Here is a 16353-nt window from a genome sequence, read left to right as displayed (position 1 = left end):
CTTCTCTGCGTTAAACCGTTCCTTCAGCTCCCCGGCACCTTCAGGTACAGCAGCTGTCCGTTCTCGCGCGTGAGCCCCAGCGCGGGAACGGGCTTCGTGTGCGCCTGCACGTCGAAGAGCCACGCGCCGTCGCCCATCCACGCGGACGCGTCCACGATGCCGCTGGACTCCCAGCATGTCCCCGCGCTGTAGCTGCACTCCGGGTTGTTCAGCTCCACGACGGCCGTCGGCGCGCCCAGCGAGCCGTCCGCCGCCAGCGGAAAGCGCCAGATCCGCGGCGCGCGCGTGAACGCCGGGTTCGCGGCGTCCTCCTGCACCATCAGGCTGCGCGCTCCCGCCGCCATGTTGTCCGGCGACGCCCACCCCGCCGCCGGCCCCGCGGACCGCGCCAGCAGCACGAGCCGCGCCTGCGTGGGGTCCCCCGGCTGCATCTCCAGGCGGTAGATGGAGCCGAACGGATCCCACGGCGCCGCGGTGGACGGAACGCTCCCCGACCCCGTGTCCGCGAAGTACAGCGCGGGGGTGGAAACGCCGGAGCGGTGATCGTAATCCCCGTCCTCCGTCCCCACGAAGCGGAAGGCGCCCAGCGCGTTCACCGCCAGCTGCAGCTGCGCCGACGTCATCGCCGCCGCGCCGTCGATCGCGACGAAGTGGCCGGCGATCGCATCGCCCGCGTGCAGCTGCCCCACGTTCGCCGCCGCGGACGAGGTGAAGACGTACAGCGTTCCCCGCCCCGCCAGCACGTCCGCCTCGCTCGCGGCCACGTACAGGTACAGCTCCGAGCTGCCGCGGTTGTCGTCCATCCCGGCCATCACCACGCGTCCGGGAAATCCGGGGATCGGCACCAGGTTCTCGTGCGCGAAGCGCCCCACCCACGGCATCTCCACCACCTGCCCGCTCTTGCCGAGGGCGATCGCCATCCCGTCCTTGGCCCCGCCGACCGTCTCCTCGCCCACCAGAAACCAGCCGCCGGGAAGGCCGACCGACGCATCGGCGAAGGTGGCCGAGCAGAAGTTGCGATACCCGGCCGATCCGCCCACCGCGTAGCTGCCGGAGAGCACCGAGCGCGTGGCCGGGTCCAGCACCAGCCGCGACACGCGCGCGCCGGCCCAGTGCGCCTGTCCGTCCGTCCCCGGCACCCCGGCGCCGCCGGTCTCGTGCGCGGCGAACAGCACCAGCCGGCCGCCCTCCAGGTAGCCGCCCAGCCCGTCGGGGATGGGAGACCACGCGAAGCCGCCGGGCAGCGAGTCGCCCACGCTCAGGATGGGCTGCAGCGCCGCGCCGTTCAACGCCGTGGCCATCGCCGGCTGCGCGGTCACGAAGCCGGGCGTCTCCGCCGGCCCTGTCCCTTCCGAGCACGCGCTCGCCGCCACGGCCAGCGCGGCGGCGAGCATTGGTCCCCTCGTCTTCGTCAGCATCGACCTCGTAGTTCCATCCCCATGCACTTCAAGAGCGGCCGCCGGAAGGACGCGCGGCGCCCGCTCTCCGTCACCCCGCCGTTCCCGCCCAGCTCGCGCGGCGCACCCGCAGCAGGTCGCCGCTGGCGGGGTTCGGCGCGCCGTAGCCGCACCCCAGCCCGAACCAGAAGTCGCCCCCGCTCTCCTCGAACGACCGCGCGAAGGCAGCCGAGGCGAAGTGGAATACCTCCTGCCAGGCCACCGTGTCGACCGTGCGGTAGACGCGCACCGTGTACCCGCCCGCCGCGGCCGGCGCCGACGCCAGCACGTACATCGTGTCGCCACGCACCAGCAGGTCGTACGGCACCGCCGCCGCGTCGGGGAACACCGCGCGCCGCACCTCGCGCAGGTCGCGCGTCACGGCCAGCGAAACCGGCACCCAGTCGAAGCTGCTGCCGGCGGCGATGTAGACCAGCACGCCGCGGAACTCGGTCGGGCGCACCATCCGCCCCCACGCGCCGTCCGCCAGGCCGGGAAGGAGCAGCTTCCCGGCCGCCCCGGTCTTCACGAAGCGCTCGCCGTCGAAGCGCAGGAGCGGCCGCGCCGCCGTGCTGTCGCTCGCGTTCATCAGCGGGGCGCCGTACAGCTCGCCGCCCAGCTCGAACAGGTCGTACACGCGGTCCGTCTCGTCGGTCACCGCCGTCCAGCTCTCGCCGCGGTCGCGCGACGCCAGCAGCGTCTCCTGCCCGCGCACCTCCTCGGTCCCCAGCGCGGCGAACAGGCGCCCGCCGTGCAGCGCCAGGTCGAACACGTGCAGCCCATGCGGGATGGTGCGGTGCTCGGCCCACCTGCCGCCCTCCAGGCGGTAGAACTCGCCCTTCGTCCAGTCGCCGCGCCCGTCGTGGCCGGGCACGTACAGCTCGCCACCCAGCACGCGGAACTCGTCCACCTGCTCGTCGTTCGTGCTGAACTCCTGCGCCATGGCGCCGGTGGCCCCGTCCAGCGACCACACGGGGATCGGCCCCCAGTTGTCGATGCTGTCGCCGTGCCCCAGCCAGATCCGGCCGCCGAAGAGCTGCATGTCCCACACGTTGCGCGCGTACGCCGACGCCTGCGTGAACACGTTCCCCAGCCGCTCCGGCGCCACCTCCACCGGCCGCGTCTCCTTCGACAGGTCGGGACGCAGCGGCTCCACGCAGCCGCCCAGCGCCGCGACCAGCAGCGCCACGCTCACGAGTCGCGGAGGGAAATGGAGGGGGAGATGAAGCACTGCTCGAATCCTCGGCAACCGCGGATGGGTCCGTCAATTGTTCAAACGCGCTTTCCACCCGCCCGCGAGATGCGGCGGACCGGCGGGGAGAACGGTGGGACGGGCAAATTAACCGTCCGGGCGCCGGCGTCCAAGCCCGTCTGGTACGCTCTTTGACCCGTCGCACCGCCCGGAACCATGACGCAAGAAGAAGGGGCGGCGATGGAGCAGACCTGGCCCGACGTGATGTGGATCGTGCGCCACGGCGAGAGCGCGGGAAACGTGGCCGCCGCGGCGGCGCGCGACGCCGGCCTGCCGATGATCGCCATCGCCCAGCGCGACGTGGACGTGCCGCTGAGCCCGCGCGGGACCGAGCAGGCCGCCGCGCTCGGCCGCTGGTTCGCCGCCCTGCCGCCGTCGCAGCGCCCCACCGTCGTCCTCGCCTCGCCCTACGTCCGCGCGCGCGCCACCGCCGAGCTGATCCGCGCCGCGGGGGGCACGGAGGACCCGGACGAGGAGGTGATCGTGGACGAGCGGCTGCGCGAGCGCGAGTTCGGCATCCTGGACCGGCTGACCGCGGTGGGGATCCAGCAGCGCTTTCCCGAGCAGGCCGAGCACCGCCGCCTCCTGGGCAAGTTCTACCACCGCCCCCCCGGCGGCGAAAGCTGGGCCGACGTCATCCTGCGCCTGCGCAGCGCGCTGGACACCGTGAACCTGCACTACTCCCGCGAGCGCGTGCTGGTCGTCTGCCACGAGGTGGTCGTCCTCTGCCTGCGCTACCTGCTGGAGTGCATGACCGAGGAGGAGATCCTGGGGATCGAGCGCGCGCACGACGTGGCCAACTGCGGCGTCACCTCGTACGAGTTCAACCCGCGGGCCGGGCGGAGGGGGAAGATGGAGCTGCGGCTCTTCAACTTCGTCGCCCCGCTCGTGCAGGCCGGCGCGGACGTCACCACCCGGCGCGACGTTCCCGCGGGCGCCAAGTGACGCGCGCGCTCCCGCTCACCTCCGCGCGGCTGCGCGCCCTCGCGCCGCCCTCGCCCGACGAGCGGGGGAGCAAGGAGGAGCGCGGCCGCGTCCTCGTCGCCGGCGGCGCGCGCGAGACGCCGGGCGCGCTCCTCCTGGCCGGCACCGCCGCCCTCCGCGCCGGCGCGGGGAAGCTCCGGCTGGCGACGGCCGAGAGCGTCGCCCTGGCCGCGGCGATCGCCATCCCCGAAGCGCGCCTCTTCCCCCTCGCCGAGACGAAGGCGGGCGGCATCTCTCCCGAGGCAGCGGGGGAGATCGTGCGCCTGGCGAACGCGGCCGGCGCGCTCCTCCTCGGCCCGGGAATCGTGGAGCCGGACGAGGCCACCGCCCTCGCCCGCGCCGTGCTGGCGGAGGTGGACGGGCCCGCGGTGGTGCTGGACGCGGGATGCCTCCCCTGCCTCGCGGACGAGCGGGGGCTGCTCCACCACCTGGGCGGCCGCGCCGTCATCACCCCGCACGCGGGCGAGATGGCGGGGGTGATGGGAATGGAGAAGGAAGAGGTCGAGGCCGATCCCCTCGCCGTCGCCCGCCGCGCCGCGCGGGAATTGGGCGCCGCCGTCGCGCTGAAGGGGCCGGACACCATCATCGCCGCGCCGGACGGACGCGCGTACCGCTACGCCGGCGGCCAGGTCGGGCTCGCCACCTCCGGCTCGGGCGACGTGCTGGCCGGCCTGGTCGCCGGGCTGCTGGCCCGCGGCGCGGACGCGGCCGGCGCCGCCGCGTGGGGCGTCTGGCTCCACGGCGAGGCCGGCAACGCGCTCGCCCGCCGCGTGGGCCGCATCGGCTTCCTCGCCCGCGAGCTCCCCGCCGAAGTCCCTCGCCTCCTTCAGCGCCTCGCCTGACCGAACGCGTCGCGCGTCTTTTCCTGGTCTTCAGGCAATCCGGTATGACGTCATCCTGAGGGCGACCACGCCGAACCCGCATCCGCACCAAGAGTTGCAGCCCGAAGGATCCATACTCGCCAGGCACGTGATTCTCGGGAACGCGACCGAATCCCCCTCCACCCGTCGTCCGACGCACGAAAGCCGCAGAGGCGCCGGGAAGATGGTTCGTCTCTCCGCGCCTCCACGGCTCCGCGTGAGCCCCGGCGATGCCGGCGTCAGCCGCCGACCGCCAGCCCCACGCGCCGGTTGATCTCGTGCTCCAGCCGCCCCGTCGAGGCGCAGTTCACGGGGGGATTCGAGGTTCCCGGCTGGCGGGCGTTCGCCTGCGCCACCGTTTCCAGCCGCGTCCCCGTCCCCTGCGCCGTCAGCGTGCTGGTGATGGTGATCTGCAGGCGGTAGGTGGAGGCGATGTCCGCGCCCATCACGCCGGCGCCGCAGTTGAAGTACTCGGACAGGTTCGTCCCGCCCAGGCGGCGGCTGATCTCCAGGTCGCGGTTCCCCAGCGTCCACCTGGCCGGGTCGCGCATCCCCACCGGCACACCCACGGCCTGGTACGCCTGCTCCAGCGCCGCGAACACCGTGTCGCGGCCCGCGGCCAGCGTGGCGGCCACCGGCGCGGCGCCGCCGTACGCGTCGAACATCACGTCCGCCGACGACTGGCCGTTGGGAACGGAGAGGACCGTGGTCGTCCTCTGGTAGCTGCCGCCGCCGCCCGTGCCGCCGCTCGCGCAGCCGGCCAGGGCCGCAACCGCCATCACGATGAGCTCGCCTCGAACCATGCTCTCCTCGCTCGATGAATTATCATGACCGGCACCGGACCCGGACGGCCGGCGCCCGCTCCGTCTCCCCGCGTCCCGCATCGGCCGCGCCACGGGCGGCGCTCCGGCGGACGCACGGCGCCCGTCTCCCCACCGCGTGTCCCCGCGCCTTGAAAGACGCCTCTTCCGCCCGCATCCGTTAAGACACGCAGCGGGCGCGGAACCCCGACGAGAACGCCCGGGGTGTCAGAACCGGGACGCTTGAAGCGTCCTACGCACATGGGGCGGCGTCATTCCGGAGGACCGTAGCGCCGGCAGCCTTGCGGCTCGGAAGATGCGGCTTCAATCATTCGTGGGCGGCCCGCGTCCGTCGCGGCGCGGCGTCCCCCCACCCGGCTCCACGCCGTGCGCCCGCTCCCGCGCGCGCATCCCGCACTTCGGCCCGGAGGTCGCCATGACCGCTCGCCCCGTCCGCCTCGGCATCACCCTGGCCGCCCTCCTGGCCACCACCGCGGGCTGCGCCACCCTGCACCCCGCCCGAGACGGCGAATCGCACTCGCCCGCGCGCTCGACCTCGCATTACCTGAGCTCGCAGGAGATCAAAGAGTCGGGCGCGCAGAACGCCTGGGAGGTGCTGCGGCGGCTGGGCGGCGTGCGGCTGCAGGAGACGGCCGACGGCACCCCGGTGGGAATCCGCCCCACCCGCGGCCACCAGACCATCGTGCTCGACGACACCCCCATCGTGCTGCTCGACGGCGCGCGGCTGCTGGACTTCGCCCTCCTGCGCTCCGTCCCCGCGCGCCAGATCGACTCCGTCGAGTTCCTGAACGGGATCAACGGCACGCTGAAGCACGGCACCGGCGGCGGCGGCGGCGCCATCGTCATCCTCACCCGCGTGGACGTCGACCACAGCAACTGAACCCTCCGGCACCTCGTCCGGAGCACCACCGAAGGGTGCGGAGCCGTCGCTCCGCACCCTTTCCGTTTCCCCGCCGCCACCTCCCGCCGGCCGGTCCCGGCCACTCATTCACGTCGCCCGATTGACCATCGCCGAAGGGCCTGCTCCACGCAGGAAGCCGGGCGCGGAGATCCCCCCTGCTCTTCTGCTTCTCTGCGTGATCGCATCCTGATCCCCGGGCCCGGCCGCACCAACGGGGGACGCGAAACGGCAAGACGAAGGGGCGGGCACCCGGAGGTGCCCGCCCCTTCGCTTTTCCGCTCCCGTCGAGCGCCGGGAAGAAATCCCCGGCGCCCGTCCGCCCGGCTTACGCCGCGCGGCTGGTGCAGCCCGTGAAGTTGGGGTTGTTCCCCTCGTCCACGAAGATCGGGAGGTTCTTGTCGGTGCCGTACGTGCCACCGCGGATGTAGTCACCCGACGGGAACACCTGCGCCTCCGTGAGGCCGTACTGGCGGATCTCGCGGCGCATGTCGCCCAGACGGTGCGACGTGAGCCACAGCCAGAACGCGCGCTCCTGGAAGAACTGCTGGATACGGCCCGTCGCGGTGCCCGGGTCGGCCAGCGCCGGCAGGCTGATCGTGGCCCGCAGCGTGTTCAGCACCGGCAGGTAGGCGGCGCTCGCGCCGCCGTTCAGCAGCGCCTCGGCCTCGATCAGGCGCGCCTCGATGCCGTTGGCCAGCGTGACGTCGCTGTCACGCGCCGGGTACTTCAGCTGGTTCCAGAAGACCGGATCGGGGAAGTTCGTGTCGAACGGATCCCCGCCGTCCTCGTACTCCACGCGCGGATCGTTGGCCGAGCGGTAGGGGAGCCCCTCGCCGCCTTCCACGTCCGACACGCCGTAGCGCCGGGCGTCGGTGGTGTAGTTGTACACCCCGTTCTCCTGGCGCGACGTGTTGTCCGAATACGGCACGTCGTAGGAGAAGGTGGTCGGAACCGCCGCGACCAGCGCCGCGGCGGCGGCACGGTTGCCCTGGTCCAGCAGCGCGCGTGCCTTGCCGATCGTGGCCAGCCGCGCCTGGCTCGAGCCAGCCGGAGCGATCGCCAGCGCCGAGTCGAAGCGCGCGATGGCGGTGGCCAGCACCTCGTTCGTGCTCTGCGGCGAACCGAACGTCGGGTCACCGCCCGTGAACGGAATGCTGCTGAACGTCACGCCGGCGCAGTAGTTCTCGGCGAAGAAGATGTACGTGTACCCGGCCAGCGCGAACAGCTCCGCACGGCGCGGATCCGTCGGCAGCCCGTTCTCCTTGAACAGGTCGGTGCCGTTCTCGGCCGCACGGCGGGCGCGGTGCAGGTTGCGCTCCGCGTCGCTCAGCTGCCCGTTCGCCGAGCTCCCCGGCGTGCTGGCGGGCGTGATGTCCCGCTGGTCGATCTCGATGCGGGTGTTGAAGGTGTCGGTGCTCTGGAACTCGTCGCCCAGAAGCCCGCTCAGCAGGATCTGGCCCTCGTTCCGGCTGCCGCCGCCGGTATCGCCGCCGCCCGCGTAGGCGTGGGCGAAGTCGGCCAGGGCGCCGGCGTACACCGCCGGAAGGGCCTCGCGCCCCGCCACCGAGCCCGGGGTGGCCACATCCGGGTCGTCCACCTCGAGGATCTTGTCTACCGAGCAGGCGCCCAGCGGGAGCAGAAGCCCCAGCGCAGCGACCCGCAGCGGGAAGGGCCGGAAGCCCCTCCCCTGGTTACGTGTGGTATGCCTCATCTCGTGACTGCTCCTTTGAGATTAGAAGCCCAGATCGATCCGGGCGGTCCAGTAGCGGACCGGCGGCTGGCCCAGGAAGTCGAACGTGTTGAAGTTCGTCTGTCCGCCGCTGTTGATCTCCGGATCCAGGCCCGTGTAGTCGGTCCAGGTCTTCAGGTTCCGGCCCGACACCGTCAGGCTCAGGTTGCCCAGCCCGAAGCGCGAGTACATCGAGCGCGGCGCCATCAGCGTGAACGACACCTCGCGCAGCTTGGTGAAGCTGGCGTCCTCGATGTAGCCGGTGTACACGCCGAAGGCCGCATCGGCCAGGGCGCGCGCCTGCAGGTCCAGCGGGCTGGTGCGGTCGTTGATGGCCTGGCAGTTCCGGATCACGCCGCAGCGGAACTCCTCGGTGCTGTTGAACAGCTTGTACCCGCCCTTGTGGTCCAGCAGGGCCGACACGCGCAGCACGTCGAAGAAGGTCAGCGTGGTGTTCAGCGACGACTCGCGCGTGGGGAACGGCGTCCCCTGGAACTCGGCGGTGTCGCCCAGCGTGATCTCGGCAACCTGGATGCGGTTGTCGTGGTTCGCGTCATTGAACGTGTACGGCACGCCGAAGTAGGCGCCCAGGGCGTAGCCCTCCTGGTGGCGCTGCGAGTCGCCGCCGATCCCGAAGATGATCGGGTCCACGCCCTCGCCCAGCTCCAGGAGCTTGTTGTGATTGGTCGAGTAGGTGACGGTGGCGTCCCAGCGGAGCGGGCGCGTCTCGAGGACGTGCGCGTTCACCAGGGCCTCCCAGCCCTTGTTCGACACCCGGCCCAGGTTCACGGTCTGCGTGGTGCTCGAGCCCAGCGAGGGCGCCAGGCGGCGGCTGACCAGCGCGTCGCGCGAAACCTTGTCGTAGTGCGTGATCTCGAAGCCCAGCCGGTCGTTCAGCACGCCCAGGTCGGCGCCGAACTCGATCTCGCGCGAACGCTCGGGCTTCAGCCCCACGTTGCCCGCGCCGCCGGTGGTGATGCCCGGGACGCTGGCCTCGTCGCCACCCGCGCGGATGGTGCCCGAGATGATGTTGAAGAACGGCTTGGCGGTACGCTGCCCCGGCGCCAGGCCCGACTGCCCGTACGCGGCGCGCAGGCGCAGCGTGCTGAGCAGGCTGGTCTGCGGGAACCACGGCTCCTCGGCCACCACCCACGAGGCCGACAGAGACGGGTAGTAGATGAAGCCCAGGTCCTGGCCGAACGCGCTGTTGCGGTCGCCGCGGACCGAGCCGGTCAGGTACACCTTGTCACGCCACGCGAACTGCTGCGAGGCCAGCAGGCCCAGCGTCTTGATGTCGCCGGTGGTCTCGCCGATCGAGAAGCGCTCGGCGATCGAACCCAGCGAGTTGGTGCCGGGCCCCAGGTTGTACCCGCCGGCGCTGTACAGCTGCGACACGTCGCGGTAGAACGACACACCCGCCGTGGTCGTCGAGGCCAGGCTCGGCGTCAGGTCGAAGGTGGCCGTCCCGCTGCCGTTGGCGGTGAAGTTGCGCACCAGCGCGGGCAGCACGAAGCGGTAGCCGATCACGTAGTCCGGCACGCCGTTGGCGGGCTGGAAGATGTTCGGCAGCAGGTCCTGGAAGTCCGTGCGGTTCAGCACGTCCATCCCCGCCACGCCGTTGAAGGTCAGCCACGACAGCGGCGAGAAGCGGGCGTTCAGGCTGCCCGTGAAGCGCTCCACGCGCTGCGAGTTGTCGAAGGCGTAGCGCAGGTCCTTGGCGTACGAGAAGTAGCCGCCGCGGACGTCGGTGGCGCTGCAGGGGTTGCAGGCCTGCCCCAGGATGCCGCCGCCGATGAAGCCCTCGACCGCGTTGTCGTTGTACGGAAGCTGGGCGTGGTTGCTCACGTAGCCCGTGCGCAGCGACACGTTCAGCTTGCGGGTGACCTGCGCGGTCAGGTTGCCGCGGAGGTTCACCTGGTCCAGCCGGTTGTTCTGGTAGATGCCGTTCTCGCGCTGCGACTCGCCGGACACGAAGTACTGGATGTCCTGCGTGCCGCCGCCGATGGAAAGGCCCACCGTGCGCTGGCTGCCGTCACGGAACGGCGAGTTCTGCTCCAGCGGGTTGTACGACTGCAGCGTGCCCGGAATGCAGGTCGACGAGACCAGGCACTGGCCGGTGCCGGCGGCGTTCAGCTGGCGGTAGTTGGTGGGGTACTGATTGGGCTCGGTGATCGAGCCCAGCTCGCTCCACACGTTCCACCGCGTCTTGCCGGCGCGGCCGCGCTTGGTGGTGATCTGGATCACGCCGTTGGCGGCCGCGGTGCCGTAGAGCGCCGACGCGGCGGGCCCCTTCAGCACCTCGATGTTCTCGATCTCCTCGGGGTTGATGTCGTTCAGCCGCGAGAAGTCCTGCCCGGCCACGTCGAGCTGCGACGACTGCGTGTTGCTGTTCACGCGCACGCCGTCGATGAAGACGATGGGGTCGTTGGACAGGGAGATCGAGTTGCTGCCGCGGATACGGATGCGCGCACCCGTGCCCGAGGTGCCCGAGCTCTGCAGCACCTCGACGCCCGCCGCGCGGCCCTGGATGAGCTGCGAGACGTTCGACACGGCCGCCATGTTCACGCTGTCGGCGCGAACCGTCGACACCGAGTTGCCGAGCTCGCGCGTGCGCTGCTCGTTACCGGTGGCGGTGGCGACCAGGCCGCCCAGCTGGATGGCCGAGCTGCTCAGGGTGATGTCGGCGGTGGCGGTGCCACCGGCCGCCAGGTTCGCCGTCACGGTGCGGGTCGAGAACCCGAGACGCGAAGCGGTGACCTGGTGCGTGCCCGCAGACACGCCGGTGATGCGGTACTGGCCGTTCTCGTTCGTAACCGCGCGAAGCGCGGTACCCACCACGTTCACCGTCGCCGTGGCGACAGGCTGCGCGTTCTGCGCATTGGTGACGCGGCCGGTGATCGTTCCGGTCTGCGCCGCCGCGATGGTGGGGACTACTGCCGCCGCGAAGGCGGCCACCAACAACCGGAGCCTTTTCATGGTCTCTCCTCAGCACGGTCGAAGTTCCACTGCCATCCGGCGGCTGTCGCGCCGGAAAGCCGGGTTGAGCACAAGGTAGGCAACCTCCTGCGGAAGTGGTGGAGTGATGAGCACCCGGACAGGGAAGACCCCCACCGGGATGAAAAACAGATGTTCTAGAAGCTGCGCTCGGGAGTACCGTGCTTACCGACCCGCCGCGGGCAGCTTTCCAAGGTAACGTAACCTTAACCGGTCTGGCAACATGCGTTTACGCCAGAGTTGCCGATGTCGGCCGCCCCGCAGGGGAAACCGGCCGAACGAGCGTTCGTCCACGGAATGCGCTCGCGCCGGGGTCGGCCCCGGTGGAGGCGCATTCCGGCGCGCTCACGTCTAACGGTCTTATAACGAACGAGTCGCGAGAATCAGGACATGCTGGGGAGTGCACTGCGGAAATGCAAGCCTGCCGCAAGTCCGCAACTTCCGAGCCGTGATACTCTCCGGGGTAGCACGCGTGGAGTATACGTGCCCGGACCGCAAAGTTCCAGTGTTCGCGCCCTCCGCCTGCGCGAACCCCGCTCCACGCGCCCGGAGGGCCGCTCCCCGCGCGCCGTCGCGTCCACCGTAACGCACGCGCGGCGGGATGTTAACGGCCGCGTCACGCCCGTTTCCACTTCACCGGGCGGGTGGCGCGGGGGTGCACGTCCAGCCGGTGGGCCATGCGCCGGAAGGCCGGGCCGTGGTCCACCGCCGCCCCCTCGATGTACTGCCAGAGGTGGATCATCTCGTGGCGGACGGTCTGCTCGGCCTCGCCGGGCGCGCCGTGCACGCACAGCCGCCAGGAGATGACGATCTCCAGCGGCTGGCTGGAGAAGTGGCCGTTCCGCCGCCGCATGTTGCGCGACAGGTGGATGGGCACCCTCGGCAGCCGCCCGCCGAAGTGGGCACGGTTGGTCGCGTCGAACTCGGCCTGCAGCCGCTCCAGGTGCGGCCGGTCGGCCGGGTGCTCGCGCCGCCGCCGCCGCCGCGGCGGGGCCGGGCTCGCGGGGATGTCGTTGATGAAGCGCTGCACCACCTCCTTCGCCATCGCCCGCCGCTTCCCCTTCGTTCCCGGGGTGTAGAGGATGGCCACGGCTGCCAGGACCCCCTCGTCGGCCGCGGCGAAGGCGATGTTCATGCGGATCACCGTGCGGTCGCGGCCCACCGAGACCATCACCCGCCGGTTGTGGGTGAACCGCACCCGCTGGTGGGGCGCGCCGTGGCGGCGCAGCACGGCCAGCACGCCGGCCTCGTTGCGCGCGTCCGGCTGGTCCGCGGACGCAGTCGCAGGGACGGCAGCGCGCGGCGGAGGCGCGGGGGCGCGCGGCGCGGGCGGAGCGGGTTCCGGGCGCGCGGGCGGGCCGTCCGGCTCCGGGTGGGAGCCGAACAGGTCCAGGAGGATGTCCTTGAGCTTCACTGCGCGGGTGCCGCGGCGGGGTCAGGCGGCCGCCAGCGCGGGCGGTCGCTCCGCGTGGCGGTACTCCACGGTGTAGCCCAGCGCGCGGGGAACGGCCAGGAGGCGGTCCAGGTCCAGGTCCACGCGGGCGCCGGCCTTCTGCGTCACCTCGTCCTCGATGGGCAGGTCGAAGTCGTCGGCGCCGTACTCCAGCGCGCGGAACGCCTCCTCGTTCTGCGTGAGCACCGAGGTGCGAAAGTGCTTCACGTTGTCCAGGAAGATCCGCGAGAGCGCCATGTGCCGCCAGTATTCGCGCGGGGTGATCTCCGCACCCCCCAGGTCCGTGCCGTACGGCTTGTAGGTCCAGCAGAGGAAGGAGAAGAGCCCGCCCAGCCCGTCGGCCAGGCAGCCGTCCTGGAAGTCGCGGGTGCGCTGCAGGTGCTCCAGCCGCTCCTCCAGCGTCTCGTCGAAGCCGATCACCATCGTAGCCGTGGTGCGCATCCCGGCGTCGACGATGGCGCGCTGGGCCTGGAAGTACTCGCGCACCGTGTACTTGAACCTGGCGTGGCGCCGGCGGAAGTCCTCGGTCAGGATCTCGCTGCCGCCGCCGGTGATCCAGTGCACCCCCGCGTCGCGCAGCCGCGCCGCCGCGTCGGCGTACGACAGGTCCGCGCGGTCGGCCAGGAACATGAACTCGGCGATGGTCAGCGCGTAGAACTCCACCCGCTCGCCGTACCGCTCGCGCACGGCGGCGAAGAGGTCGGCGTAGAAGTGCAGCGGCAGCTTCGGGTTGAAGCCGCCGTTGAAGCCCACCAGGTCGCCGCCCACGCGCAGGAGGTCGTCGATCTTGGCGAACACGTCCTCCCGGGTCATCACGTAGCCGCCGGGCTGGTTGGGAAGGACGTAGAAGGCGCAGTAGTCGCACTGCGCCACGCACACGTTGGTGTAGTTGATGATGCGCATCACCATGTAGGTGGCGCGGCCGGGCTGGTGGTAGCGCGCGCGGACGAGCTGCGCCAGCCGCTTCAGCTCGTCGTCGCCCGCGTGGTGCCAGAGCACCGCCGCGTCGTCCGCGGTGATGCGTCCGCCCGCCTCGACCGTCGCGGCGATGCGGCCCAGCGCGGCGGCGTTCGCGCCCCCCGATGTATCCGGCACGTGCGGCTCCTCGTGTGTCCTCGGAAGTGCTTTCGATTCTACCGCTTAAGAATGGGAGCGGGGGCGGGGCGGGTCAACCGGCAGGGGACAGGGGACAGGGGACAGGGGACAGGGGACAGGGGACAGGGGACAGGGGACAGGGGACAGGGGACAGGGGAAGATCGGGAGATGGTGGAGATGCGGGGAGGGCAGTGGGGATCAGCCGCGGAGCATGCGGCCGCCGTCGACGACCAGGATCTCGCCGGTGACGTAGTCCGCGTGCAGGAGATAGAGGACGGCGCGGACCACGTCGTCCGGCGAGCCGAGGCGGCGGAGGGGGGTGCCGCGCTCCAGGGCGTCCAGCTCGTCCGTGCCCATGCTCTCCGGCGGGAGCACGGCGCCGGGGGCAATGCCATTCACGCGCACCTCCGGAGCGAGCGAGCGCGCGGCCACCTTCGTCACGTGCACCAGCCCGGCCTTGGCGATGCCGTGCGCCGCGTACGCCGCCCAGGTCTGGATCCCCGCCAGGTCGCACAGGTTCACCACGGCGCCGCGGCGCTCGCGCAGCACCGGCGCTAGGTGGCGGATGAGGAAGAAAGGCGCGCGCAGGTTCACCGCCATCGTGTGGTCCCACAGCGTCTCGTCCGTCTCCTCCAGCCGCTCGGGGGGGAAGACGGAGGCGTTGTTTACCAGCACATCGATCCCTCCAAAGATCCCCGCGGCTTCGTCCGCCAGCCGCCGCACCTCGTCCGCGCGCGACAGGTCGGCGCCGATGCTGGCCGCCTCTCCCCCGCCCCGCCGGATCTCCTCGACGAGCGCCTCCGCGGCGGCAGACGAGGAGTTGTAGTGCACGACTACCCGCATCCCCTCCCCCGCCAGCGCGAGGGAGATGGCACGCCCGACGCGCACCGCGCCACCGGTGACCAGCGCGACCTTGTTCGAGAGATCCATCATCCCCCCAGCCCGTCTTGAAGCGCCGCCCGGCCGCCATCGTGGCAATCGGGCCCGTGCGCGAAGAGTATCGCCGAGGCTGTAAACGAGAAAGGCGCCTTGCGGCGCCTTCCCTGCTTCCTTCACCCGATCTCAATCATCCTGCTTGAAGATCTTGAGATTCGTCGAGTGGCCGGGATTGACCCGCGCCTTCGGATTGATGTGATGCACGGCGTTGTTCACGGCGATCGCGGCCTCGCCGTAGCCGGTGGCGATGAGCTCCAGCTTGCCGGGGTAGTGCACCACGTCGCCTGCGGCGTACACGCCGGGGAGATTGGTCTCCATCAGTTGGCTGACCTTGATGGTGTTCTTCTCCAGCTCCAGCCCCCAGTTGCCGATGGGGCCCAGGTCCGGCTTGAAGCCCAGAAGGGCGACCACGGCGTCGACCTCCATCTCCACGTCCTCGTTCGTGTCGTTGTTATAGATGGTGGCCTTCGCCACGCACCCGGCCCGGCCGTGGATGGAGCGCACCTCGTACGGCGTCTTCACCGCCACCTCGCCCGCCTCGGCGGCCTTCCACATCTGCTCCACGCTGGCTTTGTGGGCCCGGAACTCGGGGCGGCGGTGGATGAGGGTGACCTCGCTGGCCACGCCCTTCAGGCCCAGCACCCAGTCCACCGCGCTGTCGCCGCCGCCCACCAGGAGCACGCGCTTGCCGCGGAAGTCCTCGGGCTGGCGCACGTGGGTGTGCACGCCGCCGCCGTCGCCCGCGTGCTCGTTCCACCCCGGGCACTCCAGCACACGCGGGTTCAGCGCGCCCTTCCCGGCGGTGATCACCACCGTCTTCGTGAGGTACTCGCCCTTCTGCGTGACCAGGCGGATGTGGTCGCCGTCCGGCTCCAGCCGCTGCACCTCCTCGCCCAGCACTACCTCGGGGCCGAACTGGGTGCCCTGCTCGATCATGTTCTTCGCCAGGTCCTTGGCCAGGATGCGCGGCAGCCCGCCCACGTCGAAGACGTACTTCTCGGGATACAGGGCCATCAGCTGCCCGCCCAGCTGCGGCAGCGCATCCACGATGCGGCAGCTTACGCCGCGCAGCCCCGCGTAGAAGGCGGCGAACAGCCCCGTGGGCCCGCCGCCGATGATGGTCACGTCCGTGATGCCGCTCGCGTCCGACACGCCCCGCTCCGTTTGCTGAGATGAAGGCCGCGCCACCCGGCGCGGGGGACCGATATTGGCGGGCCGCGCCGCTCCCCCGCAAGTGCTACCGGCTGCAACCCCGAAGCGTTGCAGCCTGCAAGAGATCGTGCAGCTTCTCCCGTGAATCCGAAAAACATCTGTCCCCATACATAACCCAAACCACTATCTACCATACACTTGGCCGTCATGCGGCACGGGGCACACCCATTGCCTTTTCCCAAGCCGACAGCACGATCGTGCTGGATCAACCCCACACCCCAGTTCTGGAGCGATCCCCATGCGCCGCACCGTCCGCAACACCAAGGGCTTCACCCTGATCGAGCTGATGATCGTGGTCGTGATCATCGGCATCCTGGCCGCCCTGGCGATCCCCCGCTTCACGCAGGCCTCGGCCCGCGCGAAGGAGAAGGAAGCCGATGGCATCCTCAAGCAGGTGTACACCCTGCAGCAGACCTACTACGCGAACAACGGCACCTGGGCCACCGGCTTCAGCGACCTGACCGCGGTGGGCTGGGAGACGCCGACCGGCCTGAAGTGGTACACCGCCCCGACCTCGGTCACCTTCCCGGTCTCGATGGGCGGCTGCACCGGCAAGGGCTACAACACGCGCCAGATCAGCGACACCGGCGCCATCACCGACAACGGCGCCTGCTGATCCACGGGCCCGTAAGGCGGCGCGGCACCGGAAGCTCCTGCTTCCGGTGCCGCCTGCCGGGGCT

13 protein-coding genes are annotated in these 16353 nt (G+C 71.0%); 4 read left to right on the top strand and 9 right to left on the bottom strand.

The window, feature by feature from the left end; genetic code table 11:
* Positions 1-23 precede the first annotated feature (23 nt).
* Both VLK66_RS26460 and VLK66_RS26455 read right to left on the bottom strand, forming a co-directional pair.
* Positions 24-1418, bottom strand: coding sequence for an alkaline phosphatase PhoX (locus VLK66_RS26460; RefSeq protein ID WP_325312517.1), 1395 nt, complete (start codon positions 1416-1418; stop codon positions 24-26).
* A 70-nt stretch (positions 1419-1488) separates the two neighbouring features.
* Positions 1489-2631 carry a hypothetical protein gene (locus VLK66_RS26455; RefSeq protein WP_325312516.1) on the bottom strand — a complete coding sequence of 381 codons (1143 nt, stop codon included), beginning with the start codon at positions 2629-2631 and terminating at the stop codon, positions 1489-1491.
* A gap of 237 nt (positions 2632-2868) precedes the next feature.
* Here VLK66_RS26455 and VLK66_RS26450 point away from each other — a divergent pair, with 237 nt between their 5' ends.
* Together VLK66_RS26450 and VLK66_RS26445 are read left to right on the top strand one after the other, a co-directional pair.
* Positions 2869-3633, top strand: a complete 765-nt coding sequence (locus tag VLK66_RS26450; RefSeq protein ID WP_349260552.1) for a histidine phosphatase family protein — start codon at positions 2869-2871, stop codon at positions 3631-3633.
* Entirely contained in the window at positions 3630-4514 is an 885-nt protein-coding gene (locus VLK66_RS26445) for an NAD(P)H-hydrate dehydratase (protein WP_325312514.1), read from the top strand. Before VLK66_RS26450 ends, VLK66_RS26445 begins: the two co-directional genes overlap by 4 nt.
* A 257-nt stretch (positions 4515-4771) precedes the next feature.
* On the opposite strand, the gene VLK66_RS26440 is transcribed toward VLK66_RS26445, so the two are convergent.
* Positions 4772-5311, bottom strand: a complete 540-nt coding sequence (locus VLK66_RS26440; RefSeq protein WP_325312513.1) for a hypothetical protein — start codon at positions 5309-5311, stop codon at positions 4772-4774.
* Positions 5312-5768: 457 nt separating this feature from the next.
* Here VLK66_RS26440 and VLK66_RS26435 point away from each other — a divergent pair, with 457 nt between their 5' ends.
* The gene (locus VLK66_RS26435) at positions 5769-6233 is read left to right on the top strand and encodes a Plug domain-containing protein (RefSeq protein ID WP_325312512.1); all 465 of its coding nucleotides are present in this window, start codon (positions 5769-5771) and stop codon (positions 6231-6233) included.
* Between the two features lie 346 nt (positions 6234-6579).
* Here VLK66_RS26435 and VLK66_RS26430 read toward each other — a convergent pair whose 3' ends face one another.
* From VLK66_RS26430 to VLK66_RS26405, 6 genes are all read right to left on the bottom strand, one after another.
* Positions 6580-7965 (bottom strand): hypothetical protein, encoded by a 1386-nt coding sequence (locus VLK66_RS26430; protein ID WP_325312511.1) that lies wholly within the window; start codon positions 7963-7965, stop codon positions 6580-6582.
* Between the two features lie 21 nt (positions 7966-7986).
* Positions 7987-10959, bottom strand: coding sequence for a SusC/RagA family TonB-linked outer membrane protein (locus tag VLK66_RS26425; protein WP_325312510.1), 2973 nt, complete (start codon positions 10957-10959; stop codon positions 7987-7989).
* 634 nt (positions 10960-11593) lie between these two features.
* Positions 11594-12391 carry a SprT-like domain-containing protein gene (locus VLK66_RS26420; RefSeq protein ID WP_325312509.1) on the bottom strand — a complete coding sequence of 266 codons (798 nt, stop codon included), beginning with the start codon at positions 12389-12391 and terminating at the stop codon, positions 11594-11596.
* Positions 12392-12412: 21 nt separating this feature from the next.
* A complete protein-coding gene (locus tag VLK66_RS26415; RefSeq protein ID WP_325312508.1) occupies positions 12413-13525 on the bottom strand; it encodes a radical SAM protein in 1113 nt (370 codons plus the stop codon).
* A gap of 198 nt (positions 13526-13723) precedes the next feature.
* Positions 13724-14458, bottom strand: a complete 735-nt coding sequence (locus tag VLK66_RS26410) for an SDR family oxidoreductase (protein ID WP_325312507.1) — start codon at positions 14456-14458, stop codon at positions 13724-13726.
* Positions 14459-14587: 129 nt separating this feature from the next.
* A complete protein-coding gene (locus tag VLK66_RS26405) occupies positions 14588-15613 on the bottom strand; it encodes an NAD(P)/FAD-dependent oxidoreductase (protein WP_325312506.1) in 1026 nt (341 codons plus the stop codon).
* Positions 15614-15911: 298 nt separating this feature from the next.
* On the opposite strand from VLK66_RS26405, the gene VLK66_RS26400 reads away from it, so the two are divergent.
* Entirely contained in the window at positions 15912-16289 is a 378-nt protein-coding gene (locus VLK66_RS26400) for a type IV pilin protein (protein WP_325312505.1), read from the top strand.
* Positions 16290-16353 lie beyond the last annotated feature (64 nt).

It is taken from the genome of Longimicrobium sp. (assembly GCF_035474595.1).
Taxonomy (GTDB): Bacteria; Gemmatimonadota; Gemmatimonadetes; order Longimicrobiales; family Longimicrobiaceae; genus Longimicrobium.
Note: the sequence above shows the minus strand (reverse complement) of the source record. Positions and strands in the feature narration are given on the sequence as shown.

Coding starts and splice junctions, on each gene's coding strand:
- VLK66_RS26400 (WP_325312505.1), top strand. CDS start 15,912: ATGCGCCGCACCGTCCGCAACACCAAGGGCTTCACCCTGATCGAGCTG.
- VLK66_RS26425 (WP_325312510.1), bottom strand. CDS start 10,959: ATGAAAAGGCTCCGGTTGTTGGTGGCCGCCTTCGCGGCGGCAGTAGTC.
- VLK66_RS26450 (WP_349260552.1), top strand. CDS start 2,869: ATGGAGCAGACCTGGCCCGACGTGATGTGGATCGTGCGCCACGGCGAG.
- VLK66_RS26440 (WP_325312513.1), bottom strand. CDS start 5,311: ATGGCGGTTGCGGCCCTGGCCGGCTGCGCGAGCGGCGGCACGGGCGGC.
- VLK66_RS26410 (WP_325312507.1), bottom strand. CDS start 14,458: ATGATGGATCTCTCGAACAAGGTCGCGCTGGTCACCGGTGGCGCGGTG.
- VLK66_RS26460 (WP_325312517.1), bottom strand. CDS start 1,418: ATGCTGACGAAGACGAGGGGACCAATGCTCGCCGCCGCGCTGGCCGTG.
- VLK66_RS26435 (WP_325312512.1), top strand. CDS start 5,769: ATGACCGCTCGCCCCGTCCGCCTCGGCATCACCCTGGCCGCCCTCCTG.
- VLK66_RS26430 (WP_325312511.1), bottom strand. CDS start 7,965: ATGAGGCATACCACACGTAACCAGGGGAGGGGCTTCCGGCCCTTCCCG.